The organism is Cryobacterium sp. SO1, from assembly GCF_004210215.2.
Taxonomy (GTDB): domain Bacteria; phylum Actinomycetota; class Actinomycetes; order Actinomycetales; family Microbacteriaceae; genus Cryobacterium.
In genome coordinates this window covers 2,026,466-2,051,019 of record NZ_CP067394.1, presented here as the reverse complement: position 1 = coordinate 2,051,019, position 24,554 = coordinate 2,026,466, and the positions used below count along the sequence as shown (strand labels likewise).

Genomic DNA, 24,554 nt, shown 5'->3' with positions numbered 1-24,554 from the left:
CGCGCGCGGAACGGGCGCGGAGTCAGGCCCCGGCGGGACGGTCCATGATCAGGTTCGTGATGCGGATGGTGGAGCAGCGCCGACCGCGGTCGTCGGTGACGACGATCTCGTGGGTCGTGAGCGTGCGGCCGAGGTGGATGGGCGTGCACACCGCCGTGACCCAGCCGGAGGTCGCTGAACCCGTGTGGCTGGCGTTGATCTCGATGCCCACCGCGATCTTGCCGGCTCCGGCGTGCAGATTCGCGGACATCGACCCGAGCGACTCGCCCATCACCACGTAGGCTCCGCCGTGCAAAAGCATGGCCGGCTGGGTGTTCCCCTCGACGGGCATCCGGGCGACCGCCCGGTCGAGCGAGAACTCGGTGAACTCGATGCCCATCTTGTCGGCGAGGTCGCCGGCGCCGCGCGCCTTCGTCCAGGCCAGGTAGTCGGCATCGTGCGCGGGCCTGATGGGTTCGTGCCTGGCGTGTTCGGTCATGGTCACCTCGGGTCGGCCGGGTCCCATCCGAAAGCGGCTTGTAGGCTGGGACTGTGTCGGAATCCAAAAAGCCTACCCTGATGATCATCGACGGCCACTCGCTGGCCTACCGGGCATTTCATGCCCTGCCCGTCGACAGCTTCCAGACCAGGGACGGACAGTACACCAATGCCATCCACGGCTTCCTGTCGATGCTGCTGAGCCTGCTGCGCAACGAGAAGCCCACCCACATCGCGGTTGCCTTCGACATCTCCCGGTACTCGTTCCGCACTAGGGACTACCCCGAGTACAAGGGCACACGTGCCATCACGCCCTCCGAGTTCAAGGGCCAGGTTCCGCTCCTGCAGGAGGCCCTCAAGGCCATGAACATCACCACCCTCACCAAGGACGACTACGAGGCCGACGATATCCTCGCGACCCTGTCGGTGCGCGGCACGGCGGAGGGCTACGCCGTGTACGTCGTGTCCGGCGACCGTGACACCATCCAGCTCGTCAACGACACGGTGACGTTGCTCTACCCGGCCAGCCAGGGCGTCTCGGCGTTGACCCGGTACGACCCCGCGAAGGTGCGCGAGAAGTACGGCATAGCCCCGGCCCAGTACCCCGACATCGCCGCGCTGGTGGGGGAGACCAGCGACAATCTGATCGGCATCAGCAAGGTCGGCGAGAAGACCGCGGTCAAGTGGCTGGAGCGGTTCGGCAGCCTGAACGCGATCCTCGAACACGCCGATGAGATCACCGGCGTTGTGGGCGCCAACCTGCGCGAGCAGAAGGAGAACGCCATCCGCAATCGCCGGCTCAACCGGCTCGTGACCGATCTCGACCTTCCCGTCGAGCTGGCGGACCTGGTGCGTGGCCCCATCGACGAGGACGCCGTGCGCGACGTGTTCGGACGCCTGGAATTCCGCACCTTGCTGGACCGGGTGATCAAGATCGAAGCCGGGAACGGCAACGGTGTTGGTGCCACTCCGGCTGCCGCCGTCGTGACCCCCGAGGCTCCCGCCGCGGCCCGGGCACCCGTTGAACGCGAACTGCTCGACGAGGAACTGGCCACCTGGCTGGACCGGGTGACCCGCGCAGGCACGGCGATCTCCGTCACCGTCGAGGTTCAGGGCGGCCTGCCCATCGGGTTCGGTCTGGCCACGGCCACCGAGACTGCCACGGTCGCCTGGCAGCCGAACCGGGCCGACTACCGGCCGCTGGAGGACTGGCTCGCCGGCCCCAGCCCCAAGATCATGCACGACGCCAAGCCGCAGGTGAAGGCACTCACCCGGGCCGGCCTGTCACTGGCCGGACTGGCCGTCGACACTCTCATCGCCGGCTGGCTGCTGCGGCCCGGCGGCCCCGACAAGACCCTCGCCGACCTGGTCACGCGCTACCTGGACGAGAGCCTGCCGGTCGTCGACCCGAACCAGCTGGTGCCGGACGAGACCCAGGCCGGCGGCGTCGCCGTGGATTCCTGGTACACGGTCCGTCTTGCCGCCACCCTGGTCGGCCTGCTCGACGCCGGGTCGCTGAACGTGCTGTCCGACCTCGAGATGCCCACCCTGATGACCCTGGCCGACATGGAGCTGGCCGGCGTCGCCGTGTCCCACGACGAGCTCGCCGCCCTGTCCACCCAGCTCGGCGACTCCGCGGCCGGACTCGCGGCCAGTGCCTACGCCGAAATCGGCCGCGAGGTGAACCTCGGTTCGCCCAAGCAGCTGCAGGAGGTGCTCTTCGATCAGCTCGGCATGCCGCGCACCCGCGCCAACAAGACCGGGTTCACCACGGATGCCGGCGCCCTCGCCGACCTCCAGGCCAGCAACCCGCACCCGTTCCTGGACCTGCTGCTCAAGCACCGGGACGCCACCAAGCTCCGCCAGATCGTGGAGACCCTGGACAAGGCCATCGACGACACCGGCCGCATCCACACGACGTACGTGCAGATCGGCACGGCGACCGGCCGGATCTCCTCCAACGATCCCAACCTGCAGAACATCCCGGTGCGCACGGAGGAAGGCCGCCGTATTCGGGCCGCCTTCCACGCCGGCGCCGAGGCTGATTGCCTGCTGACCGCGGACTACTCCCAGATCGAAATGCGCATCATGGCGCACCTGTCCGAGGATGCCGGCCTGATCGAGGCGTTCAATGCGGGGGAGGACCTGCACCGTTTCGTCGGAGCCCGGGTGTTCGGTGTCGCGCCGGAGGACGTCACCGGCGAGATGCGCAACAAGGTCAAGGCCATGTCGTACGGGCTTGCCTACGGGCTGAGCGCCTTCGGGCTGTCCCGCCAGCTGCGGATCGAGACCCGCGAGGCCAAGCAACTGATCACCGACTACTTCGCCAGGTTCGGCGCCGTGCGGGACTACCTGCGCCGCGTGGTCGAGCAGGCAAAGGTGGACGGCTACACCACCACGATCTTCGGGCGTCGCCGGCCGTTCCCCGAGCTGAACAGCCCCAACCGGGTGCTTCGCGACAACGCCGAGCGAGCGGCGCTGAACGCGCCCATCCAAGGCTCCGCCGCGGACCTGATGAAGATCGCGATGAACAACATCGCCGTCGACCTGCGCGAGCAGGACCTGGCTAGCCGGATGCTGCTGCAGGTGCATGACGAACTGATCTTCGACGTGGCACCGGGCGAGTGGGACGCAGTGAAGACCGTGGTCACCGCCCGCATGGAATCGGCCGCCGAGCTGCTCGTGCCGCTGGACGTGCAGGTCGGCCGCGGCGCCAACTGGGACGACGCCGCCCACTGATCGGGGGCATGTCCTAGGCTCGGTGCATGACTCTGAACGAACAGCGGACGCCCACTCCCGTCGACCAGATCGCCGAACAGTGGGTCGACACCCTCGTTGAACTCGACCCAACGGTTGGCACCTACATCGGCCGGTCCAGGGACGGCTCCGGGTTCGCCGACTACTCACCGGATGGCCACGCCCGGTACATCCAGGCCGCTACGGCCACCATCGGCGCACTGGACGCGACAGCCGCCGTCGATGCGATCGACGAGGTCACCCTCACGGACCTCCGCAGCACCCTCGCCCTCGACCTCGAGAGCTCGGCGGCGCAGCTGCAGCTGCGTGACCTGAACGTGATCGCGTCGCCGGCCCAGGCCATCCGTGAGGTCTTCGACCTGATGCCCACGGGCACCGTCGCCGACTGGACCAACATCTCCGCCCGATTGCAGGCCGTGCCCGACGCCGTGACCGGCTACATCGAGACCCTGCGGCTCGGCATCGAGCAGGGCGTCACTCCCGCCCGTCGCCAGGTGGTCGAGGTGCTCGGCCAGGCCAGGCGCAATGCCGCGAACGACGGCTTCTTCAACCAGTTCGTCGCCGAGGCGGCGCTCGAAAACGGTTCGTTGCCGGCCTCCCTGGCCAACGACCTCTCGGCCGGTGCCCGCACGGCTACCGCCGCGTACGAGAAGCTGGCAAGCTTCCTCGCCGACGACCTCGCTCCGCGCGCCACTGAGCAGGACGCCATCGGCCGGGAGCTCTACGCCCTTCGTTCCCGCCACTTCCTCGGTGCGAGCATCGACCTCGACGAGACCTACGAGTGGGGCATCCAGGAACTCGGGCGCATGGTGGACGAGCAGGAGAGCGTGGCCAGGCAGATCAAGCCCGGCGCGACAGTGCTCGAGGCCATCGAATTCCTCGACACCGACCCCGCCCGCAAGCTGCATGGCACCGACGCGCTGCAGCGGTGGATGCAGGAGACCAGCGACCGGGCCGTCGCCGAGCTGGGGGAGACCCAGTTCAACATCCCCGACGAAATCCGCCGTCTCGAGTGCATGATCGCGCCCACCCAGGAGGGCGGGATCTACTACACCGGTCCCACCGACGATTTCTCCCGGCCGGGCCGGATGTGGTGGTCGGTTCCCGTCGGCGTGACCGAGTTCGACACCTGGCGGGAACTCACCACGGTGTACCACGAGGGTGTGCCGGGCCACCACCTGCAGATCGGCCAGGCGGTCTACAACCGGGCCAAGCTGAACACCTGGCGACGGCAGCTGGCCGGCACCTCCGGCCACGCCGAGGGCTGGGCGCTCTACGCCGAGCGCCTGATGGAACAGCTCGGCTACCTGGACGACCCGGCAGACCGGCTCGGCATGCTCGATGGGCAGCGGATGCGGGCGGCCAGGGTGGTGCTCGACATCGGTGTGCACCTGGGCAAGAAGGTGCCGGACGGATCACAGACCTGGACCGCCGACTACGCATTCGACTTCCTGGCCAAGAACGTGAACATGAACGAGGGCTTCGTCAAATTCGAGGTCAACCGTTACCTCGGCTGGCCCGGCCAGGCGCCGTCGTACAAAGTCGGCCAGCGCATCTGGGAGCAACTGCGCGACGAGGCCCAGACCAGGGACGGTGCGGCGTTCAACATCAAGGAGTTCCACCGCCGGGCCCTCGACCTCGGCGGGGTCGGCCTGGACACCCTCAGAACGGCGCTGCAGGGCTGATCCGACCGACTGCACAATCGGCCGCGATACGCCCCGTCAGGCGGGTTGCCCGGGGCGCCCGGAAACAGCTAAGCTTTACTGTCACGCCTGTGACGAATTAGCCGCTGCCAGTCGCGGAATGTCAACAGAAAACGCACCACCATCAATCGCACGTCCCTCCCTTCTGGCCCGAATATGTCCATCCTGGAGCAACTACTACATGACAATCGCAACGACCGAACGGGCACCCAAGCAGGTCGCCATCAACGACATCGGATCTGCTGAAGACTTCCTTGCCGCGGTCGAAAAGACTCTGAAATTCTTCAACGACGGAGACCTCATCGAGGGCACCGTTGTGAAGATCGACCGCGACGAGGTCCTCCTCGACGTCGGCTACAAGACCGAGGGTGTCATCCCCTCCCGCGAACTCTCCATCAAGCACGACGTTGACCCTTCCGAGGTTGTCAAGGTCGGCGACCTGGTCGAGGCCCTTGTTCTTCAGAAGGAAGACAAAGAAGGCCGTCTCATCCTGTCCAAGAAGCGCGCTCAGTACGAGCGTGCATGGGGCGACGTTGAGAAGATCAAGGAATCCGATGGTGTTGTCACCGGTTCGGTCATCGAGGTCGTCAAGGGCGGGCTCATCGTCGACATCGGCCTGCGCGGCTTCCTGCCGGCATCGCTCATCGAGCTCCGCCGTGTTCGCGACCTGACCCCGTACCTGGGCCAGGAGATCGAGGCCAAGATCCTCGAACTCGACAAGAACCGCAACAACGTTGTGCTGTCGCGTCGTGCGCTGCTCGAGCAGACCCAGTCTGAGAGCCGCACCACCTTCCTCAACAACCTCCAGAAGGGACAGGTCCGCAAGGGCGTCGTCTCGTCGATCGTCAACTTCGGTGCGTTCGTCGACCTGGGCGGCGTTGACGGCCTGGTTCACGTCTCCGAGCTCAGCTGGAAGCACATCGAGCACGCCAGCGAGGTCGTCGAGGTCGGTCAGGAAGTCACCGTCGAGATCCTCGAGGTCGACCTGGACCGTGAGCGCGTTTCCCTGTCCCTCAAGGCAACTCAAGAGGACCCGTGGCAGGTCTTCGCCCGCACCCACGCCATCGGCCAGGTTGCACCGGGTAAGGTCACCAAGCTCGTCCCCTTCGGCGCGTTCGTTCGCGTGGCAGAGGGCATCGAGGGCCTGGTGCACATCTCCGAGCTGTCCGGCAAGCACGTCGAACTCGCAGAGCAGGTTGTCTCGGTCGGCGACGAGGTGTTCGTCAAGGTCATCGACATCGACCTCGAGCGTCGCCGCATCTCGCTGAGCCTCAAGCAGGCCAACGACGGTGTCGACCCCGAGGGCACCGAGTTCGACCCGGCACTCTACGGAATGCTCACCGAGTACGACGACCAGGGCAACTACAAGTACCCCGAGGGCTTCGACCCGGAGACCAACGAGTGGCGCGAAGGATTCGAGACCCAGCGCGAGAAGTGGGAGCAGGACTACGCTGCAGCCCAGGCTCGTTGGGAAGCTCACAAGAAGCAGGTTGCATCCGCGAACGACGAGATCATCGCCCCCGGCGACGTCGCGTCCGTCGCTGGCAACTCGTTCACCGGTGAGGCCGCCGGAGCCGGTACCCTCGCCGACGACGAGGCGCTTGCCGCTCTGCGCGAGAAGCTGTCCAGCAACAACTAGCAACACCCGCCCCGCTTCGGCATGGGCAACGACAGGCCGGACCCTTCGGGGTCCGGCCTGTCGTCGTTAACCGGCGCCACCATCAGATCGGCTGATGAAGCGGTGTTCCCACCGCGGCCCAAGCCCCACCCGGTAGCATGGGTGGGTGTACTTGATTGGGTTGACCGGCGGGATCGCATCGGGGAAAAGCACCGTGGCCAAGCGCTTCGCCGAGCACGGTGCCGTGGTGATCGATGCCGATCAATTGGCGCGCGCCGCCGTCGCACCCGGCACGGAGGCGCTGGCGCACATCGCCGAGATCTTCGGCTCGGAGGTCATCGCAGCGGACGGCAGCCTCAATCGCGCGCGGCTGGGGTCGATCGTCTTCGGGGACGCGACAGCGCTCAGCGTGCTCAACAATGTGGTGCACCCCGCGGTCCGGGCACTCTCCGCCCAGGCCATCGCCGCGGCCCAACTGGACAACCCGCATGTCGTCATCGTCTACGACGTCCCCCTGCTCGTCGAAGCATCCGTCGGCCACCCCTTCGACCTCATCGTGGTCGTCCACGCCGATGCCGAAACCCGGGTGCGCCGGATGGTGGAGCTGCGCGGGATGCCCGAGGCCGATGCCCGCAAGCGGATCAGCTCCCAGGCCGCGGACGCGGATCGTCTCGCCGTCGCCGACGTTGTCATCGACGCGATGGTGTCCCTGGAGGAGACCATCGCCCAGGTGGACCTGCTGTGGGATCAGAGCGTCAGCTCGCACCACAGCTTCGCGCACTCCGACGCCGGTGTCGGTGGCGCTCCTTAGACTGGAGTAATGGAACCCACCCGCGCCGTTCACCCCTTCGAGGTCGTGAGCGAGTACACGCCCAGCGGCGACCAGCCCGCTGCGATCGCCGAGCTGACCGGTCGCATCAACGCCGGCGAAACCGACATCGTTCTGCTCGGAGCCACCGGCACGGGCAAGTCCGCCACGACAGCCTGGCTGATCGAGCAGGTGCAACGGCCCACCCTGGTGCTGGCACACAACAAGACCCTGGCTGCCCAACTCGTCAACGAGTTCCGCGAACTGATGCCCAACAACGCCGTCGAGTACTTCGTCTCGTACTACGACTACTACCAGCCGGAGGCGTACGTACCGCAGACCGACACCTTCATCGAGAAGGACTCCTCGATCAACGAGGAAGTTGAACGGCTGCGACACTCCACCACCAACTCGTTGCTCAGCCGGCGCGACGTCATCGTCGTCTCCACGGTCTCCTGCATCTACGGCCTGGGCACCCCTGAGGGCTACCTGGAGGCCATGGTCGCGCTGCAGGTGGGTCAGAAGGTGGACAGGGACTGGCTGATCCGCCGGTTCGTGGCCATGCAGTACCAGCGCAACGACGTCGACTTCTCCCGCGGCCACTTCAGGGTGCGCGGCGACACCATCGAGATCATCCCGATGTACGAAGAGCTCGCCATCCGCATCGAAATGTTCGGCGACGAGATTGAGGCGCTGTACAGCCTGCATCCGCTCACCGGCGACGTCGTGCGCAAGCTCGACGCCGTCTCGGTGTTCCCTGGCTCCCACTATGTGGCCTCGACCGACGTGATGCAGCGGGCCATGGTGACCATCCAGGAGGAACTGGCCGAGCGTCTCGGCCAGCTCGAACGCGAGGGCAAGCTCCTCGAAGCACAGCGCCTGCGGATGCGCACCACCTTCGACCTGGAGATGATGGAACAGATCGGGTTCTGCTCCGGCATCGAGAACTATTCCCGGCACATCGACGGACGGAACGCCGGCGAACCCGGACACTGCCTGCTGGACTACTTCCCCGACGACTTCCTCGTGGTCATCGACGAGTCCCACGTGACGGTTCCGCAGATCGGCGCCATGTACGAGGGGGACTCCTCGCGGAAGCGCACCCTCGTCGAGCACGGCTTCCGGCTGCCCAGCGCGTTGGACAACCGCCCGCTCAAGTGGAACGAGTTCAAGGGCCGCGTCGGTCAGACGGTGTACCTGTCCGCCACTCCGGGCAAGTACGAGATGGGCATCGCCGACGGCGTCGTCGAGCAGATCATCCGCCCCACCGGCCTGGTCGACCCGCAGATCGTCGTGAAGCCCTCCGCGGGCCAGATCGACGACCTCCTCGAGCAGATCCGGCTGCGGGTCGAACTGAACGAACGGGTGCTGGTCACGACCCTGACGAAGAAGATGGCCGAGGAACTCACCGACTTCCTCACCGAGGCGGGTGTCCGGGTGCGTTACCTGCACTCGGACGTCGACACCCTGCGCCGCGTGGAACTGCTCACCGAACTCCGGCAGGGCCTGTACGACGTGCTCGTGGGCATCAACCTGCTGCGGGAGGGCCTGGACCTGCCCGAGGTGTCCCTGGTCGCCATCCTCGACGCCGACAAGGAGGGCTTTCTGCGGTCGTCGACGTCACTGATCCAGACCATCGGCCGCGCCGCCCGCAACGTGTCCGGTGAGGTGCACATGTACGCCGACCGGATCACCGACTCGATGGCCAGAGCCATCGACGAGACCGACCGCCGGCGGGAGAAGCAGGTGGAATACAACACCCTGCACGGCATCGATCCCACCCCGCTGCGGAAACGCATCGCCGACATCACCGATGTGCTCGCCCGCGAGGAGGCAGACACCGCCGAGCTGCTCGCCGGCCGGGACGCCCGCCGGCGCAGCCCCACCCCGTCGATCCGGAAGGGCCTGGCCGCCAACGGCGCCAACGATCTCGAATCGATCATCGCCGACCTCAACGCCCAGATGCTCGAAGCCGCCGGGGAACTCAAATTCGAGCTGGCCGGCCGGCTCCGCGACGAGGTGTCCGAACTCAAACGGGAGTTGCGCCAGATGGAGAAAGCCGGCCACCTGGCCTAGCGCACCCACGGGGCCGCCGCCGACCTGCCGCGCCCCGCGTTCGCTGTCGGCGCCCGCCAGGGGCCGCCCGTGGCACTGGAGTGTCGGTGGCACTGCATAGACTCGAATGGTGTCAATTTCAGAGGTAGAGCACGGCTCTCAACTCAGCGTCCGTGGCGCTCGCGTGCATAACCTGCACAACGTCAACCTGGACATCCCGCGCGATTCGCTCGTGGTGTTCACTGGTCTATCCGGGTCGGGCAAATCATCGCTCGCCTTCGATACCATCTTCGCCGAGGGTCAGCGGCGCTACGTCGAGTCCCTCTCGGCGTACGCCCGCCAGTTCCTCGGCCAGGTCGACCGGCCCGACGTCGACTTCATCGAGGGCTTGAGCCCCGCGGTGTCGATCGACCAGAAGTCCACCAACCGCAACCCCCGCTCAACGGTGGGCACCATCACCGAGATCTACGACTACATGCGCCTGCTCTGGGCGCGCATCGGCGTGCCGCACTGCGCGATCTGCGGCGAGATCATCCAGTCGCAGACCGTGCAGCAGATCGCCGACCAGTTGATGGAGATGGAAACCGGTGTCCGGTACCAGATCCTCAGCCCGATCGTCTCGCAGAAGAAGGGCGAGTTCGTCGACCTGTTCAAGGAACTCGCCGCATCCGGCTACTCCCGCGCCATGGTCGACGGCACCCAGATCCAGCTGAACGAACCGCCGATCCTCAAGAAGCAGGTCAAGCACGACATCTCCGTCGTCGTCGACCGCCTGGTCGCCGGCCCCGACCTGCTCAGCCGCCTCACCGACTCCCTGGAGACGGCGCTCAAGCTCACCGACGGTCTCGTGCAGGTCAACTACGTCGACCTCACCGGTGACGACGCCTGGCAGAGCTACTCCGAGAAGCTCTCCTGCCCGAACAACCACCCGGTTCAGCTGACCGAGATCGAACCGCGCACGTTCTCCTTCAACGCGCCGTTCGGCGCCTGCCCCGAGTGCTCCGGCCTCGGCACGCGCATGTCGGTCGACGAGGACCTGCTGCTCGGCGACCCTGACCTCAGCATCGCCGAGGGCGTCGTGCTGCCCTGGACCACCCAGGGCAAGGGCCTCTTCCAGTACTACGAGAAGCTGCTCGACGGCCTCGCCCGTGACCTCAAATTCAAGCTCACCACCCCGTGGAAGAAGCTCAGCGAAGAGGTGCGCACCGCGGTCATGCGGGGCGACAACTTCGAGGTCAAGGTCAAGTGGAAGAACCGCTACGGCCGGGAGATGAGCTACACCTCCGGCTTCGAGGGTGTGGTGCCCTACATCGAGCGCCAGTTCCTGCAGGCCGAGACGGATAGCCAGCGGCAGCGTTGGGGAGAATACCTGCGCGAGGTGGACTGCCCAGTCTGCGACGGCACCAGGCTCAAGCCCGAGGTCCTCGCCGTTCTGGTACACGAGAAGAGCATCGCCGACATCTGCCGGCTGAGCCTCACGGATGCCCGCCAGTTCATGGACAAGCTCGACCTGACTGAGCGGGAGAAGACCATCGCCGCCCAGGTGCTGCGCGAGATCAAGGTGCGCCTGGACTTCCTGCTCCAGGTGGGCCTGAACTACCTCAGCCTGGCCCGCGCGGCCGGCACCCTGTCCGGCGGCGAGGCCCAGCGCATCCGCCTGGCCACCCAGATCGGCTCGGGGCTCACTGGGGTGCTCTACGTGCTCGACGAGCCCAGCATCGGCCTGCACCAGCGCGACAACCGGCGCCTCATCCAGACCCTCGTGGCCCTCCGCGACCTGGGCAACACCCTCATCGTCGTCGAACACGACGAGGACACCATCAAGACCGCGGACTGGGTGGTCGACATCGGGCCCGGCGCCGGCGTCAACGGCGGCCACGTCGTGCACTCGGGCTCCTACGCCGACCTGCTCACCAACACCGACTCGCTCACCAGCGACTACCTCTCCGGCCGCAAGTCGATCGCAACCCCCCAGACCCGGCGGCCGCTCGACCCGGAACGGGAGATCACCGTCGTCGGCGCCGAGGCGAACAACCTCAAGAAGGTCACCGTCAAGTTCCCGCTCGGCGTGTTCACCGCCGTCACGGGCGTGAGCGGATCCGGCAAGTCCTCCCTGGTCAACGATGTGCTCTACCGGGTCCTGGCCAACCGGCTCAACGGCGCCCGGAAGCTGCCAGGCCGGCACACCAAGGTCACCGGCCTCGACCAGCTCGACAAGGTCATCCACGTCGACCAGGCGCCGATCGGCCGCACCCCGCGCTCGAACCCGGCCACCTACACCGGGGTGTTCGACAAGATCCGCACCCTGTTCGCCGAGACCATGGAGGCCAAGGCACGCGGCTACCTGCCCGGCCGGTTCAGCTTCAACGTCAAGGGCGGCCGCTGCGAAGCCTGCTCCGGCGATGGCACCATCAAGATCGAGATGAACTTCCTGCCCGACGTGTACGTGGCCTGCGAGGTCTGCGGGGGAGCGCGCTATAACCGCGACACCCTCACCGTGCACTACAAGGGCAAGAACATCGCCGAGGTGCTCGACATGCCGATCAGTGAGGCCGCCGAGTTCTTCGAACCCATCTCGTCCATCCACCGGTTCCTCAAGACCCTCGTCGAGGTGGGACTCGGCTACGTGCGCCTGGGCCAGAGCGCCACGACCCTCTCCGGCGGCGAAGCCCAGCGGGTGAAGCTGGCCACCGAACTGCAGCGCCGCTCCAACGGCCGGAGCGTCTACGTGCTCGACGAGCCGACCACCGGCCTGCACTTCGAAGACGTGCGCAAGCTCCTGCTGGTGCTCAACAGCCTCGTTGACAAGGGCAACACCGTCATCGTGATCGAGCACAACCTCGACGTGATCAAGTCCGCCGACTGGGTCATCGACCTGGGCCCCGAGGGCGGCTCAGGCGGCGGTAAGGTCCTCGCCACCGGCACGCCGGAGCATGTCGCATCCGTGAAGAAGAGTCACACCGGAACGTTCCTGAAGGAGGTCCTCGCCGCGCGGTAGGCCGAGGAAGAACATGTCTGACGCGTTGAGCTATCGCCCCAAGCCGGGGGAGATCCCCACCGAACCGGGTGTGTACAGGTTTCGTGACGCCTCTCGCCGGGTGCTCTACGTGGGCAAGGCCAAAAACCTCCGCGCCCGGCTGAGCAACTACTTCGCCCCGCTGAGCAGCCTGCACGAGCGCACCCGGCGGATGGTGACGACGGCGACCAGCGTCGAATGGACGACGGTCGGCACCGAGATCGAGGCGCTGCAGCTGGAGTGGACCTGGATCAACGAGTTCGACCCGCCGTTCAATGTGCAGTTCAAGGACGACAAGTCCTACCCGTACCTCGCCGTGACCCTGGCGGATGAGGCCCCCCGGGCCCTGGTGACCCGCACCACCGGCATCAAGGGCGCCCGCTACTACGGCCCGTACCCCAAGGTCTGGGCGGTGCACGAGACCATCGACCTGATGCTCAAGGCGTTCCCGATCCGCACCTGCAACAACGCCAACTACAAGCGCGCCATGCAATCCGGCAAGCCCTGCTTCGCCGGCCAGATCGGCCGTTGCTTCGGACCGTGCTCGGGGAAGGTCGGGATCGAGGAGCACCGCAAGTCCGTCAACGAGTTCGTGAGCTTCCTGGGCAGCCAGGACCGCAAGCTCATCAACAGCCTCACCGGCCAGATGAAGGAGGCCGCGCTCGCCCAGGACTACGAGACCGCCGCCAGACGCCGCGACCAGGTGAAGGCGCTCAACGCCGTGCTGGAGAAGAGCGCAGTGGTGCTGCGGGACAACGTGGACATCGACCTCTTCGCGATCGAACAGGACGAGCTCGCCGCGGCCGTTCAGCTGTTCATCGTGCGCGGCGGCCGCATCCGCGGTGTGCGCGGTTGGGTCGTCGACAAGGAACTCGACCTGAGCATCAGCGAACTGATCGACTCGATCATGCAGACCGCATACACCGGCGACGCCGTGCCGCCCCGGGAGATCGTCCTGCCCGAGCTGCCGGACGACGCCGACGCTCTCGAGGGCTGGCTCGGGGAGATCGCACACCGCAAGGTGCGGCTCGTCGCCGCGCAACGCGGGGAGAAGGCCGCCCTGCTCGTCACCGCCACGCAGAACGCCAAGCAAGCGCTGATGCTGTACAAGACCCGGCGCAGCTCCGACTTCGTCGCCAGGTCGAAGGCCCTCGAGGACCTGCAGGAAGCGCTGGGCATGGACTCCGCGCCGCTCCGGATGGAGTGTTACGACGTGTCCCACCTCGGCGGAACCAACATCGTCGCCTCGATGGTGGTCTTCGAAGACGGACTGCCCCGGAAAGACGAATACCGCCGCTTCGGTGTGCCGGAGTCCACCGACGACACCGACTCCCTGTACCGGGTGCTCACCAGACGGCTGGTGTACCTCGTGCCGGATGACGCCACTCCGGAGGCGCTGCCCACCGGCGGCGTGATCACTGTCGACCCGACCGCGGACCGTCCGGCTGCCGACCTGATGGTCACCGTGGAGTCGGTGCCCGGCGCCCCAGCCGACACCGCCGACAGCTCGGATGCCGCCGAGGTCAGCGCCAAGCGGAAGAAGTTCCGCTACCAACCGAATCTGCTCATCGTGGACGGCGGCCAACCCCAGGTCGCCGCCGCCGCCAGAGCCTTGCGTGAGTCCGGCGTCGAGGGCATCACCCTGTGCGGTATCGCCAAACGCCTGGAGGAGATCTGGCTGCCCGATTCGGACTACCCGGTGATCCTCCCGCGCAACAGCGACGCGCTGTTCCTGATCCAGCGCATCCGCGATGAAGCGCACCGATTCGCCATCACCCACCAGCGCGCCCGGCGCAAACGGGACATCAACACAATCCTGGGCGAAATCCCCGGTTTGGGCCCGTCCCGCATCAAGGTGCTGCTGGCCCACTTCGGGTCCGTCGCCCGGCTCAGGGAAGCCTCCGTCGACTCGATCGCCGAGATCCGCGGCATCGGACCGGCCCTCGCCGAGGGCATCTACCGGCACCTGCGCGCCTGAACCTGCGCCCCGGTCGGTAGGCTGGACATTCACCAACTCCGACCGAGGGCGCAATCCAGCATGAGTACCGAGACCGAGAAGCAGGAGATGCTCATCGTTACGGGCATGTCCGGCGCCGGACGGTCAACCGTGGCGAACGCCCTGGAAGACCTCGGCTGGTACGTCGTGGACAACCTGCCGCCGCAGATGCTCCGCCCCCTGGTCGAACTGGTCGGACGGGCCGGCACCAGCCTGCCCAAGATCGCGGCGGTCGTCGACATCCGGGGCCGGGACTTCTTCGGCGACTTTCAGGAACTCGTCCAGGCGTTGCGGAGCGGCACCCAGGTTCGCGTGATCTTCCTCGAAGCGCGGGACGACGTGCTCGTGCGCCGTTTCGAAGCCGTCAGGCGCCCGCACCCGCTGCAAGGTGAGGGCACCATCCTCGACGGCATCTCCGCCGAGCGCACCCGATTGGCGGTCGTGCGGGAATCCTGCGACATCGTCATCGACACGTCGGACCTCAACATCCACCAGCTCGCCACCACGATCACCGAGCGGTTCGCCGCGGAGAACGCGGCCGGGCTGCACCTGACCGTGATGAGCTTCGGGTTCAAGTACGGACTGCCCACCGACGTCGACATGGTCGCCGACGCCCGGTTCCTGCCCAATCCGTTCTGGGTTCCCGAGCTCCGGCCGCACACCGGTCTTGACCCCGAGGTCAGCGGGTACGTTCTCGGCCAGGAGGGGGCACGGGAGTTCATCACCGCCTACGCCGCCGCCGTCGGTCCGGTGCTCGCCGGTTACCAGCGCGAGAACAAGCGGCATGCCACCATCGCCATCGGCTGCACCGGCGGCAAGCACCGTTCGGTGGCGATGGCCAGGGAATTGGCCGGCCTGCTCCAAGAATTTCCCGGCGTCGCAGTGAGTCTCAAGCACCGCGACCTCGGACGAGAATAACAACAGGACCTGCCGTCCACCGTGACGGCCGGCCTCGAACAACAGAATGGAATGACGATTGGCACTCACCATCGACGTCAAAGATGAACTAGCCCGCGTCGAGGTTTCGAAGACCACGGTTCGCGCGGCCGAACTGGCGACGATCCTGCGGTTCTCCGGCGGTCTGCACATGATCTCCGGGCGCATCGCCATCGAGTCGGAACTCGATACCGCCCTGCTGGCCCGCCGGGTGCGCAAGGACCTGGCCGAACTGTACGGCGTACGCAGCGACGTGTCCGTGATCACGGCCTCCGGACTCCGCCGCACGAACCACTACCTCGTGCGGGTGCTCGACGGCGGCGAAACACTGGCCAGGCAGACAGGCCTGCTCGACGCCAGGCGGCGTCCGATCCGCGGCCTGCCCAACCGCCTGACCACCGGGTCCAAGGAAGAGATCGCCGCGGTCTGGCGAGGCGCCTTCCTCGCCGCCGGCTCGCTGACCGACCCAGGTCGCTCCGCGGCCCTCGAAGTCGTCTGCCCCGGAAACGAGGCCGCCATGGCCATCGTCGGAGCCGCCGGCCGGCTGGGCATCGTGGCGAAAGCCCGCGAGGTACGCGGCGTCCACCGGGTGGTCATCCGTGACGGCGACGCCATCGGCCAAATGCTCGTGCAGATGGGCGCCGCGGAGACCGTGCTCAACTGGGAAGCGCTGCGCCAACGCCGTGAAGTCAGGGCAACCGCCAACCGCCTGGTCAACTTCGACGACGCCAACCTGCGCCGGTCCGCCCAGGCTGCCGTCGCAGCCTGCGCGCGCGTCGACCGGGCGATGGAGATCCTCGGCGACGACATCCCCGATCACCTGCGCTACGCGGGGGAGCTGCGCCTGTCCTTCCGAGACTCCAGCCTCGACGAGCTCGGCCACCACGCCGACCCGCCCATGACCAAGGACGCCGTCGCCGGCCGGATTCGCCGCCTCCTGGCCATGGCCGACAAGAAGGCCGTCGACCTCGGGATTCCCGGCACCGACGCGAACCTGCCGGCGGATCTCGACGACGTCTGAGCCCTCACCGGCGGCCCGTCCCTGCCCCGGCGTTGGCGGCCTCCACAGGGGTAAGAGGGGACTAACGTCCCCTATTCACCTGAGTAGACTAAAAAGGTCACTTACAGTGCAGATGCCGAGAGAAATCCCGCCGCTGCCACACAATGAGGAGATACGAGCTATGGCCGAATACACCCTGCCTGAACTGGCTTACGACTACTCTGCGCTCGCGCCGAGTATCAGCGGCACCATCATGGAACTCCACCACAGCAAGCACCACCAGGCCTACGTGACCGGCGCCAACACCGCCATCGCCCAGCTGGCTGAGGCTCGCGACTCAGGCAGTCTCGGCTACGTCAACAAGCTCGAGAAAGACCTCGCGTTCAACCTCGGCGGTCACGTCAATCACTCAATCTTCTGGACCAACATGTCGCCGAACGGCGGCGACAAGCCCGTCGGCGAACTCGCCAGCGCCATCGACGACTTCTTCGGGTCCTTCGACAAGTTCCAGGCCCACTTCGCGGCGACAGCGATGGGCGTGCAGGGGTCCGGATGGTCGGTCCTCGCCTGGGATTCGATCGGGCAGCGCCTGATCATCCAGCAGTTCTTCGACCAGCAGGCCAACTTCGCGGCCGGCACCGTCCCGATCCTGCTGCTCGACGTCTGGGAGCACGCGTACTACCTCGACTACCAGAACGTGCGCGCCGACTATGTCAAGGCGTTCTGGAACATCGTCGACTGGGAGAACGTCCAGGCGCGCTTCGTTGCCGCCAGGGAGAAGACCAACGGTCTTCTGCTGCTCTCCTAGAGCCACCCCACACACTTTCGGTTTTTTCCTTCCCACCACCCGGCGCCACACGCGTCATCAATAACAGGAGCTATTTTGTCTGTAAAGATTGGCATCAACGGATTTGGCCGCATTGGCCGTAACTACCTGCGCGCCGCACTGGCCCAGGGCAGCGACATCGAGATCGTCGCTGTCAACGACCTCACCGACACCAAGACGCTGGCCCACCTCCTCAAATACGACTCCATCACGGGTCGTCTGGACGCCACCGTCTCCGTCGAGGGCGACTCCATCCTCGTTAACGGCAAGCCGATCAAGGTTCTCGCCGAGCGCGACCCGGCCAACCTTCCCTGGGGCGCCCTGGGCGTCGACATCGTGATCGAGTCCACCGGTCGCTTCACCAAGGCCGACGATGCGCGCAAGCACATCACCGCCGGTGCCAAGAAGGTCATCGTCTCCGCTCCCGCCACCGGTGACGTTGCGACGATCGTCATGGGCGTCAACGAGGAGACCTACGACTCCGCGAAGTTCGACATCATCTCCAACGCCTCCTGCACCACGAACTGCCTCGCACCGCTGGCCAAGGTCTTCAACGACAACTTCGGCATCAAGAGTGGCCTGATGACCACCATCCACGCGTACACCGCAGACCAGAACCTGCAGGATGGCCCGCACAGCGACCTGCGTCGCGCCCGCGCCGCCGCCGTCAACATCATCCCGACCTCGACCGGTGCCGCCAAGGCCCTGGGCATCGTCCTCCCCGAGCTCGCCGGCAAGCTTGACGGCTTCGCACTGCGCGTACCCGTGCCCACCGGTTCCATCACCGACCTCACCGTCATCGCCGAGAAGCCGGTCACGATCGAGGCCATCAAGGCCGCCTACAAGGCAGCAGCCGAGGGCCCCCTCAAGGGCATCCTGATGTACACCGAGGACGAGATCGTCTCCAGCGACATCGTCACCGACCCGCACTCCTCGATCTTCGACGCCGGCCTGCTGCGCGTCCTGGGCGACCAGGTCAAGCTGTCCTCCTGGTACGACAACGAGTGGGGCTACTCCAACCGCATGGTCGACCTCACCGAGTTCGTCGCCGAGCGTCTCTAACCAGGGGACACGCAGTGACGCTTCGCACTATCGAATCGCTGGGATCGCTCCACGGCAAGCGCGTCATCGTTCGGTGTGATCTGAACGTTCCGTTGAAGGACGGTCAGATCACCGACGATGGCCGCGTGCGGGCGTCCCTGCCCACCCTCAAGGCCTTGGTCGAACAGGGTGCCCGTCTGGTGATCGTTTCTCACCTCGGGCGCCCTGACGGCCAGGTCAACCTCAAGTACAGCCTCGAGCCGGTTGCGGCCCGCCTGGCTGAACTGATCGGTTCCCCGGTTGCCTTCGCCGCCGACACCGTCGGCGAATCCGCCCAGGACGCCGTCGCGGCCCTGACGGATGGCGACATCGTCGTACTGGAAAACCTCCGCTTCAACGCGGGGGAGACCAGCAAGGTCGAAGCGGAGCGGGTTGCTTTCGCCACCGAGCTCGCAACCCTCGGCGACGCCCTCGTCTCCGATGGCTTCGGTGTCGTCCACCGCAAGCAGGCCAGCGTCTTCGACCTGGCTCAGATCCTGCCGAGCGCGGCCGGTCTGCTCATCGCCACTGAGCTCGACGTGCTCGACCGCCTCACCGAGAAGCCCGAGGCGCCGTACACGGTGATCCTCGGCGGCTCGAAGGTCTCGGACAAGCTGGGCGTTATCGGACACCTGCTTCCGCGGGTGAACTCTCTCCTGATCGGCGGCGGCATGCTGTTCACCTTCCTCGCGGCCCAGGGCCACAAGGTTGGCGCCAGCCTGCTCGAGGTCGACCAGATCGAGACCGTTCGCGGCTACCTCGCCGAGGCCGACCGTCTCGGCGTGAAGATCGTCCTGCCCACCGACATCGTGGTTGCCTCCAAGTTCGGTTCCGACGCCGAGTACGTCACGACACCGGCCGATCAGATCGAGGACACCCCGTTCGGCGCTGCCGGACTGGGCCTAGACATCGGACCGGACACCGCAGCCGCATTCGCTGCGGTCATCCGCGAGTCGAAGACCGTGTTCTGGAATGGCCCGATGGGCGTGTTCGAATTGGCACCGTTCGCTGACGGCACCCGCACGGTTGCCGCCGCACTCACCGAGGTCAATGGGCTCAGCGTCGTCGGCGGAGGAGACTCCGCCGCCGCAGTGCGCATCCTCGGTTTCAATGATGACCAGTTCGGTCATATTTCTACCGGCGGTGGCGCCAGCCTCGAGTTCCTCGAGGGTAAGCGACTGCCAGGACTGGAGGTCCTCGGATGGCAGTAAACACGCGTGTTCCCCTGATTGCAGGAAACTGGAAGATGAACCTGGACCACCTCCAGGCCATCGCCTTCGTGCAGAAGCTGGCGTGGAGCCTCAAAGACTCCGGACACGACTTCACCTCCACCGAGGTCGCCGTGTTCCCGCCCTTCACCGATCTCCGCAGCGTTCAGACGCTGGTGAGCGCCGACAAGCTGCCCCTGGCCTACGGTGGACAGGATGTCTCCACACAGGAGTCCGGCGCGTACACCGGTGAGATCTCGGCCGCTTTCCTGGCCGCGCTCGAATGCCAGTACGTCCTCGTCGGCCACTCCGAGCGACGCACCCTGCACAACGAGACCGACGAGGTTGTCGCCGCCAAGGTGACCGCCGCGTTGAAGCACAACCTGGTTCCCATCATCTGCGTCGGCGAAAGTGCCGCGGACCTGGAACTGCACGGCCCCAGCGCCGTCCCGGTCGCTCAGCTGAAGGCCGCGCTGGCCGGAGTCGAGAACGCAGCGGACATCGTTGTGGCGTACGAGCCGGTCTGGGCCATCGGCTCCGGCCAGGCGGCGACGCCCGACCAGGCCGAGCAGGTCGCGGCTCAGCTGCGGCTGACCCTGGCCGAGGTTCTGGGCCAGGATGTCGCCGACAAGACCCGCATCCTCTACGGAGGTTCGGTCAAGGGCGTCAACATCGCCGGTTTCATGAAGGAACCGAACGTTGATGGAGCATTGGTGGGAGGCGCGAGCCTGGACATCACCGAATTCTCCAGCATCGTCCGCTTCCAGAAGCACGTCGGACTGTAACGAGTACCCGTCGTACCCCTTGAGGGGGGTGCGGCGGGTTTCGTTTGCCGTCAGGCTATAATTGCCAATGGTCTTGGTGGAGCTCTAGCGCCCATCGTTTTGTGAAAGGTTTCGCGTGGAGATTCTCCAGGTTGTATTGCAGGTTTTGCTCGGCATCACGAGCCTCCTGCTCACCATGCTCATTTTGCTCCACAAGGGGCGCGGTGGGGGTCTATCCGACATGTTCGGCGGTGGCGTCACCTCGAATCTCGGTGCGTCCGGCGTTGCCGAACGGAACCTCAACCGTATTACCATCGTCCTGGCCGTGCTGTGGATTTCCTGCATCGTCGTGCTGGGCCTGATCACCAAATTCGATACCGGCGCTTAGCCGTAGTCGAGTCGGCGCGCCCGGGAGGGCGGTCCGGCGGACGCACAGGCCGCGACGACCAGGTCACCCCCGGCGGGACCTGGACGCGGCAGTACAACCCGAACAAGCCGAACAGTATTAGCGGAGGAACACAATGGCATCTGGTGGAAGCGCAATTCGCGGCTCGCGAGTCGGAGCCGGCCCCATGGGCGAGCAGGACCGTGGTTTCCACGCCGATCGCATCCGCGTGTCCTACTGGGACGCCCTCGGGAATGAGACTGTTCGGTACTTTGCCGCGAACCTGCCGGACGAGGAGATCCCCGACACCATCGACTGCCCGTCGTCGGGTCTACCCGCCGGTCGTGACAAGGAGAACCCGCCGTCCGTCGTCAAGCTCGAACCGTACAAGACCCACCTCGCGTACGTGAAGGAACGCCGCACCGAAGAGGAAGCGGAGTCCCTCCTGGAGGAGGCGCTCCAGCAGCTCCGGGTGCGTCGCGGCAAGCTCAGCGCCACCAACTAACGACGGCGCGCTCGCACCAACACACTCGCAGCAACAGAAGAAGCGCATCGGTTCCGAGGAACCGATGCGCTTCTTCGTGCCTGTGAACGGCGTCAGGTCAGTGCGGCGACACTACTGCGGCGACGCGATCAGGTTCTCCGGAACCTCCGCGGCGGCCTCGCCGTCGACGAAGAAGTCCGTGTAGTGACGCCCGCGGATGCCCGCGACGGGCACCTCGTCACGACTCGCGCCGGCCAGGGCCAGGCCGAGGGCCGAAGCCTTGTCCGTGCCGGAGACGACGAGCCAGATCCGCTCGGACGAGTTGAGCACCCAGCGGGTGAGGCTCAGGCGTTCCGGCGGCGGTTTTGGCGAGTTCAGCACGGCGATGACGGTCAGGTCGTTTTCCCTGATGCCCTGCAGGTGCGGGAACAACGACGCGATGTGGCCGTCGGCACCGACACCGAGGAAGGTCACATCGAACTGCGGCACCAGGGAATCCGGTGCGGCCTGGGACTTCAGCTCGGCCGCATAGCGGTCAGCGGCAGCATCGATGTCCAGGCCTTCATCCGACGCTGGAAACGAGTGCACATTCTCTGCAGGGATGTCGATGTGATCCAGCAGTGCCGCGCGCGCCTGCACCTCGTTGCGGTCGGCGTGCGCGCGGGGAACCCAGCGCTCGTCGCCCCACCAGAAGTCGATCTTGGCCCAGTCGACCGTGTCACGGTCGGGGGAGACGTTGATCGCTTCGAGAACACCGGTGCCGACGGTTCCACCGGTCAGGATCACGTGGGCGTGGCCCTGCTCGTGCAGAATGTCGGCCATCTTGGTGATGAACCGGGTCGCGACGGAGGCGATGAGGGCCGCCTTGTCGTCGTGGACCAGGACACGCCTGTCGTGCGTCATGAGTGTTCTCCGGTCGTTTCGGTGGGACCCGCCAGTTGCGGGAGCCCACGGGTGATGACCTCGCCGTACAGTTCGTCGGGGTCGAGGCGGCGCAATTCGTCGCTCAGGCAGTCACGCAGGCTGCGGCGCTTGAGCGTCAGGTCCTGCACGGGCTGACCCGACTGGGTGAGCGTCGCGATGCCGGGAACCTCCCGTTCAAGGGAGATCACTCCGGAGGCCCGCGTCAGGTGCACACCACGGATACCGTTCGAGTTCTGACCCGAGGTGAGTTCGTACTCCACCGGGACCTGCAGCTGCAACTGCAGCCAGGCGGCCAGCAGCGTGGTGGAGGGGGAGTCAAGCGCACCGCTGACGGACACCGCAGTGATGGGCTCATAAGGGGGCTGGTCCAGCACTGCGGCCAGCTGCGCGCGCCACAGGGTCAGCCTGGTCCAGGCGAAGTCGGTGTCGCCGGGCCGGTAGGTGGAGCAGATCCGGGTGAGGGCGGCTTGGGGGTCTGGCTGAGCCGACGCGTCGGTGATCCGCCGGTAGGCGATGCGGCCCAGCGGGGACTCGGCAGGCACCTCGGGCGACTCGCCGGGCCACCAGGCCACCACCGGGGCATCCGGCAGCAGCAGCCCGGTCACCAGGCTCTCCGGGTCACTGGCGGCGTCACCGTAGGCGCGCAGCACAATGACCTCGCTCGCGCCGGCGTCGCCGCCGACCCGGATCTCGGCATCCACCCTCGGGTCCCGCGCGGCGGTGCCCTCGGCCTGGGTGGAGAGCACGATGACCCGCATCGGGTGTTCCCGAGAAGCGTCATTGGCGGCTTCGATGGCCTCTTCTTCGTGCCCGAGCTCGGCCGCGATGATGAGGGTGAGCACCCGGCCGAGGGCGACAGCGCCGCCCTCCTCCCGGATGCGCACGAGGGCCTTGGAGATCTTCGCGGTGGTGGTGTCCGGCAGATCGACGATCATGGGCGTCTCCAGTTCCGGCCGTCTCGTGACAGCAGTTCGTCGGCTGATGCGGGCCCCCAGGTTCCGGGTCGGTACTGTTCCGGCTGGCCTTGGGTGGTCCAGAATTCTTCGATCGGGTCGAGGATCTTCCAGGATAACTCGACCTCCTCATGGCGGGGGAAGAGGGGCGGGTCGCCCAGCAGGACGTCCAGGATCAGACGCTCGTAGGCCTCGGGGCTTGCCTCGGTGAACGCGTGGCCGTAACCGAAGTCCATGGTCACATCGCGTACCTGCATGCCGACACCTGGCACCTTGGAGCCGAACCGGATCGTGACACCCTCATCGGGCTGCACCCTGATGACCAGCGCGTTCTCGCCCAGCGCGGCCGTCTGGCTCTTTTCGAACAGGTACTGGGGAGCACGCTTGAAGACCACCGCGATCTCGGTGACCCGCCGGCCCAGGCGCTTGCCGGCGCGGAGGTAGAACGGCACACCGGACCAGCGCCGTGTGTCGATCTCCAGGCGCAGCGCCGCGTAGGTTTCGGTGAGTGACTCCGGGTTCATGCCGTCTTCCTCGAGGAAGCCGAGGATCTTCTCGCCGCCCTGCCAGCCGCCGGCGTACTGGCCGCGGGCGGTGCCCGTGGCGAGGTCTTCGGGCAGGCGCACCGAGGCGAGCACCTTCTCCTTCTCGGTGCGGAGGTCCGCCGCATCGAAGGAGATGGGCTCTTCCATGGCGGTGAGCGCGAGGAGCTGCAGGAGGTGGTTCTGGATCACATCACGGGCGGCGCCGATACCGTCGTAGTACCCGGCCCGTCCGCCGACGCCGATGTCCTCGGCCATGGTGATCTGCACGTGGTCGACGTAGTTGGCGTTCCAGATCGGTTCGTAGAGCTGGTTGGCGAAGCGCAGAGCCAGGATGTTCTGCACAGTTTCTTTGCCCAGGTAGTGGTCGATTCGGAACACCGAGTCGGCCGGGAAGACCGACTCGACGACGTCGTTGAGCTCCCGGGCCGTCTTCAGGTCGCTGCCGAACGGCTTCTCGATCACGACACGGCGCCACTGGCCGTCCTTCTGCTCCGCGAGACCCGAGCGCCGCAGCTGCTCGGTGACCTGGGGGAAGGCCTTGGGCGGGATCGACAGGTAGAACGCATGGTTGCCCATGGTTCCGCGTTCACGGTCAAGCTCCTCGATGGTGTCCTTGAGGAGTTCGAACGCGGCGTCATCGTCGAAGGTGCCCGGCACGAACCGGATGCCCTCGGCGAGCTGGGCCCAGACGTCCTCATGGAACTCGGTGCGGGCGTACTCCTTGACGGAGTCGTGCACGACCTGCATGAAGTCCTGGTTGTCCCAGTCCCGACGGGCGAACCCGACGAGTGCGAAACCGGGCGGCAACAGACCGCGGTTGGCTAGGTCATAGACCGCGGGCATGAGTTTCTTCCGAGACAAATCTCCGGTTACGCCGAAGATGACGAGGCTGGAGGGCCCCGCGATCCGGTTCAGGCGATAGTCGGAGGGTGAACGCAACGGATTGAACTCCGGGGTGATTTCCACCGGGGACATGCGGCTCCTTAGGGGATGAAAGGGAAACGAGGCGACGGACGCGA

19 protein-coding genes are annotated in these 24,554 nt (G+C 66.3%); 15 read left to right on the top strand and 4 right to left on the bottom strand.

All coding sequences use genetic code 11. The annotated features are described in order from the left end of the window. Positions 1 to 22: 22 nt before the first annotated feature. Positions 23 to 379 carry a hotdog fold thioesterase gene (locus tag BJQ95_RS09630; RefSeq protein WP_240694716.1) on the bottom strand — a complete coding sequence of 119 codons (357 nt, stop codon included), beginning with the start codon at positions 377 to 379 and terminating at the stop codon, positions 23 to 25. Between the two features lie 152 nt (positions 380 to 531). Here BJQ95_RS09630 and polA point away from each other — a divergent pair, with 152 nt between their 5' ends. The 15 genes from polA to BJQ95_RS09555 all read left to right on the top strand — a co-directional run bounded on the left by polA (position 532) and on the right by BJQ95_RS09555 (position 21,134). Beyond that, a complete protein-coding gene (polA, locus tag BJQ95_RS09625) occupies positions 532 to 3,216 on the top strand; it encodes a DNA polymerase I (protein WP_130177439.1) in 2,685 nt (894 codons plus the stop codon). Positions 3,217 to 3,242: 26 nt separating this feature from the next. Beyond that, positions 3,243 to 4,919 carry a DUF885 domain-containing protein gene (locus tag BJQ95_RS09620; protein ID WP_130177440.1) on the top strand — a complete coding sequence of 559 codons (1,677 nt, stop codon included), beginning with the start codon at positions 3,243 to 3,245 and terminating at the stop codon, positions 4,917 to 4,919. Positions 4,920 to 5,118: 199 nt separating this feature from the next. Beyond that, entirely contained in the window at positions 5,119 to 6,576 is a 1,458-nt protein-coding gene (gene rpsA, locus BJQ95_RS09615; RefSeq protein WP_130177441.1) for a 30S ribosomal protein S1, read from the top strand. Between the two features lie 145 nt (positions 6,577 to 6,721). Beyond that, positions 6,722 to 7,366 carry a dephospho-CoA kinase gene (gene coaE, locus BJQ95_RS09610; protein ID WP_130177442.1) on the top strand — a complete coding sequence of 215 codons (645 nt, stop codon included), beginning with the start codon at positions 6,722 to 6,724 and terminating at the stop codon, positions 7,364 to 7,366. A gap of 9 nt (positions 7,367 to 7,375) precedes the next feature. Continuing rightward, positions 7,376 to 9,439, top strand: coding sequence for an excinuclease ABC subunit UvrB (gene uvrB, locus BJQ95_RS09605; protein ID WP_130177443.1), 2,064 nt, complete (start codon positions 7,376 to 7,378; stop codon positions 9,437 to 9,439). Positions 9,440 to 9,545: 106 nt separating this feature from the next. After that, the gene (uvrA, locus tag BJQ95_RS09600) at positions 9,546 to 12,416 is read left to right on the top strand and encodes an excinuclease ABC subunit UvrA (protein ID WP_130177444.1); all 2,871 of its coding nucleotides are present in this window, start codon (positions 9,546 to 9,548) and stop codon (positions 12,414 to 12,416) included. A gap of 13 nt (positions 12,417 to 12,429) precedes the next feature. Beyond that, positions 12,430 to 14,412, top strand: coding sequence for an excinuclease ABC subunit UvrC (gene uvrC, locus BJQ95_RS09595; RefSeq protein ID WP_130177445.1), 1,983 nt, complete (start codon positions 12,430 to 12,432; stop codon positions 14,410 to 14,412). A 60-nt stretch (positions 14,413 to 14,472) separates the two neighbouring features. Then, entirely contained in the window at positions 14,473 to 15,348 is an 876-nt protein-coding gene (gene rapZ / locus BJQ95_RS09590; protein WP_130177446.1) for an RNase adapter RapZ, read from the top strand. A 58-nt stretch (positions 15,349 to 15,406) separates the two neighbouring features. Then, positions 15,407 to 16,387 carry a DNA-binding protein WhiA gene (gene whiA, locus BJQ95_RS09585; protein WP_130177447.1) on the top strand — a complete coding sequence of 327 codons (981 nt, stop codon included), beginning with the start codon at positions 15,407 to 15,409 and terminating at the stop codon, positions 16,385 to 16,387. Between the two features lie 160 nt (positions 16,388 to 16,547). Further along, on the top strand, positions 16,548 to 17,174 hold the full coding sequence (locus BJQ95_RS09580; RefSeq protein ID WP_130177448.1) for a superoxide dismutase: 627 nt from the start codon (positions 16,548 to 16,550) through the stop codon (positions 17,172 to 17,174). Between the two features lie 75 nt (positions 17,175 to 17,249). Further along, positions 17,250 to 18,254 carry a type I glyceraldehyde-3-phosphate dehydrogenase gene (gene gap, locus BJQ95_RS09575; RefSeq protein ID WP_130177449.1) on the top strand — a complete coding sequence of 335 codons (1,005 nt, stop codon included), beginning with the start codon at positions 17,250 to 17,252 and terminating at the stop codon, positions 18,252 to 18,254. Between the two features lie 14 nt (positions 18,255 to 18,268). Further along, a complete protein-coding gene (pgk, locus tag BJQ95_RS09570; RefSeq protein WP_130177450.1) occupies positions 18,269 to 19,483 on the top strand; it encodes a phosphoglycerate kinase in 1,215 nt (404 codons plus the stop codon). Further along, positions 19,474 to 20,265 carry a triose-phosphate isomerase gene (gene tpiA, locus BJQ95_RS09565; RefSeq protein ID WP_130177451.1) on the top strand — a complete coding sequence of 264 codons (792 nt, stop codon included), beginning with the start codon at positions 19,474 to 19,476 and terminating at the stop codon, positions 20,263 to 20,265. Before pgk ends, tpiA begins: the two co-directional genes overlap by 10 nt. Positions 20,266 to 20,380: 115 nt before the next feature. Further along, positions 20,381 to 20,632 (top strand): preprotein translocase subunit SecG, encoded by a 252-nt coding sequence (secG, locus tag BJQ95_RS09560; protein ID WP_130177452.1) that lies wholly within the window; start codon positions 20,381 to 20,383, stop codon positions 20,630 to 20,632. Between the two features lie 133 nt (positions 20,633 to 20,765). Further along, complete coding sequence (locus BJQ95_RS09555) at positions 20,766 to 21,134, top strand: RNA polymerase-binding protein RbpA (protein ID WP_066595496.1); 369 nt, start codon at positions 20,766 to 20,768, stop codon at positions 21,132 to 21,134. A gap of 111 nt (positions 21,135 to 21,245) precedes the next feature. Here BJQ95_RS09555 and pgl read toward each other — a convergent pair whose 3' ends face one another. The 3 genes from pgl to zwf are packed head-to-tail and all read right to left on the bottom strand — an operon-like array spanning position 21,246 to position 24,510. After that, positions 21,246 to 22,016, bottom strand: coding sequence for a 6-phosphogluconolactonase (gene pgl / locus BJQ95_RS09550; RefSeq protein ID WP_130177453.1), 771 nt, complete (start codon positions 22,014 to 22,016; stop codon positions 21,246 to 21,248). Beyond that, a complete protein-coding gene (locus tag BJQ95_RS09545; protein WP_130177454.1) occupies positions 22,013 to 22,972 on the bottom strand; it encodes a glucose-6-phosphate dehydrogenase assembly protein OpcA in 960 nt (319 codons plus the stop codon). The genes pgl and BJQ95_RS09545 overlap by 4 nt, the downstream gene beginning before the upstream one ends. Beyond that, on the bottom strand, positions 22,969 to 24,510 hold the full coding sequence (zwf, locus tag BJQ95_RS09540) for a glucose-6-phosphate dehydrogenase (protein ID WP_130177455.1): 1,542 nt from the start codon (positions 24,508 to 24,510) through the stop codon (positions 22,969 to 22,971). The genes BJQ95_RS09545 and zwf overlap by 4 nt, the downstream gene beginning before the upstream one ends. Between the last annotated feature and the right edge of the window lie 44 nt (positions 24,511 to 24,554).

Bases quoted from the DNA above. Each gene is read 5' to 3' on its own strand.
- tpiA (WP_130177451.1), top strand. From the start codon at position 19,474: ATGGCAGTAAACACGCGTGTTCCCCTGATTGCAGGAAACTGGAAGATG.
- zwf (WP_130177455.1), bottom strand. From the start codon at position 24,510: ATGTCCCCGGTGGAAATCACCCCGGAGTTCAATCCGTTGCGTTCACCC.
- uvrA (WP_130177444.1), top strand. From the start codon at position 9,546: ATGGTGTCAATTTCAGAGGTAGAGCACGGCTCTCAACTCAGCGTCCGT.
- BJQ95_RS09620 (WP_130177440.1), top strand. From the start codon at position 3,243: ATGACTCTGAACGAACAGCGGACGCCCACTCCCGTCGACCAGATCGCC.
- uvrC (WP_130177445.1), top strand. From the start codon at position 12,430: ATGTCTGACGCGTTGAGCTATCGCCCCAAGCCGGGGGAGATCCCCACC.
- pgl (WP_130177453.1), bottom strand. From the start codon at position 22,016: ATGACGCACGACAGGCGTGTCCTGGTCCACGACGACAAGGCGGCCCTC.
- BJQ95_RS09580 (WP_130177448.1), top strand. From the start codon at position 16,548: ATGGCCGAATACACCCTGCCTGAACTGGCTTACGACTACTCTGCGCTC.
- rapZ (WP_130177446.1), top strand. From the start codon at position 14,473: ATGAGTACCGAGACCGAGAAGCAGGAGATGCTCATCGTTACGGGCATG.
- rpsA (WP_130177441.1), top strand. From the start codon at position 5,119: ATGACAATCGCAACGACCGAACGGGCACCCAAGCAGGTCGCCATCAAC.
- uvrB (WP_130177443.1), top strand. From the start codon at position 7,376: ATGGAACCCACCCGCGCCGTTCACCCCTTCGAGGTCGTGAGCGAGTAC.
- BJQ95_RS09555 (WP_066595496.1), top strand. From the start codon at position 20,766: ATGGCATCTGGTGGAAGCGCAATTCGCGGCTCGCGAGTCGGAGCCGGC.
- BJQ95_RS09630 (WP_240694716.1), bottom strand. From the start codon at position 379: ATGGGCATCGAGTTCACCGAGTTCTCGCTCGACCGGGCGGTCGCCCGG.
- BJQ95_RS09545 (WP_130177454.1), bottom strand. From the start codon at position 22,972: ATGATCGTCGATCTGCCGGACACCACCACCGCGAAGATCTCCAAGGCC.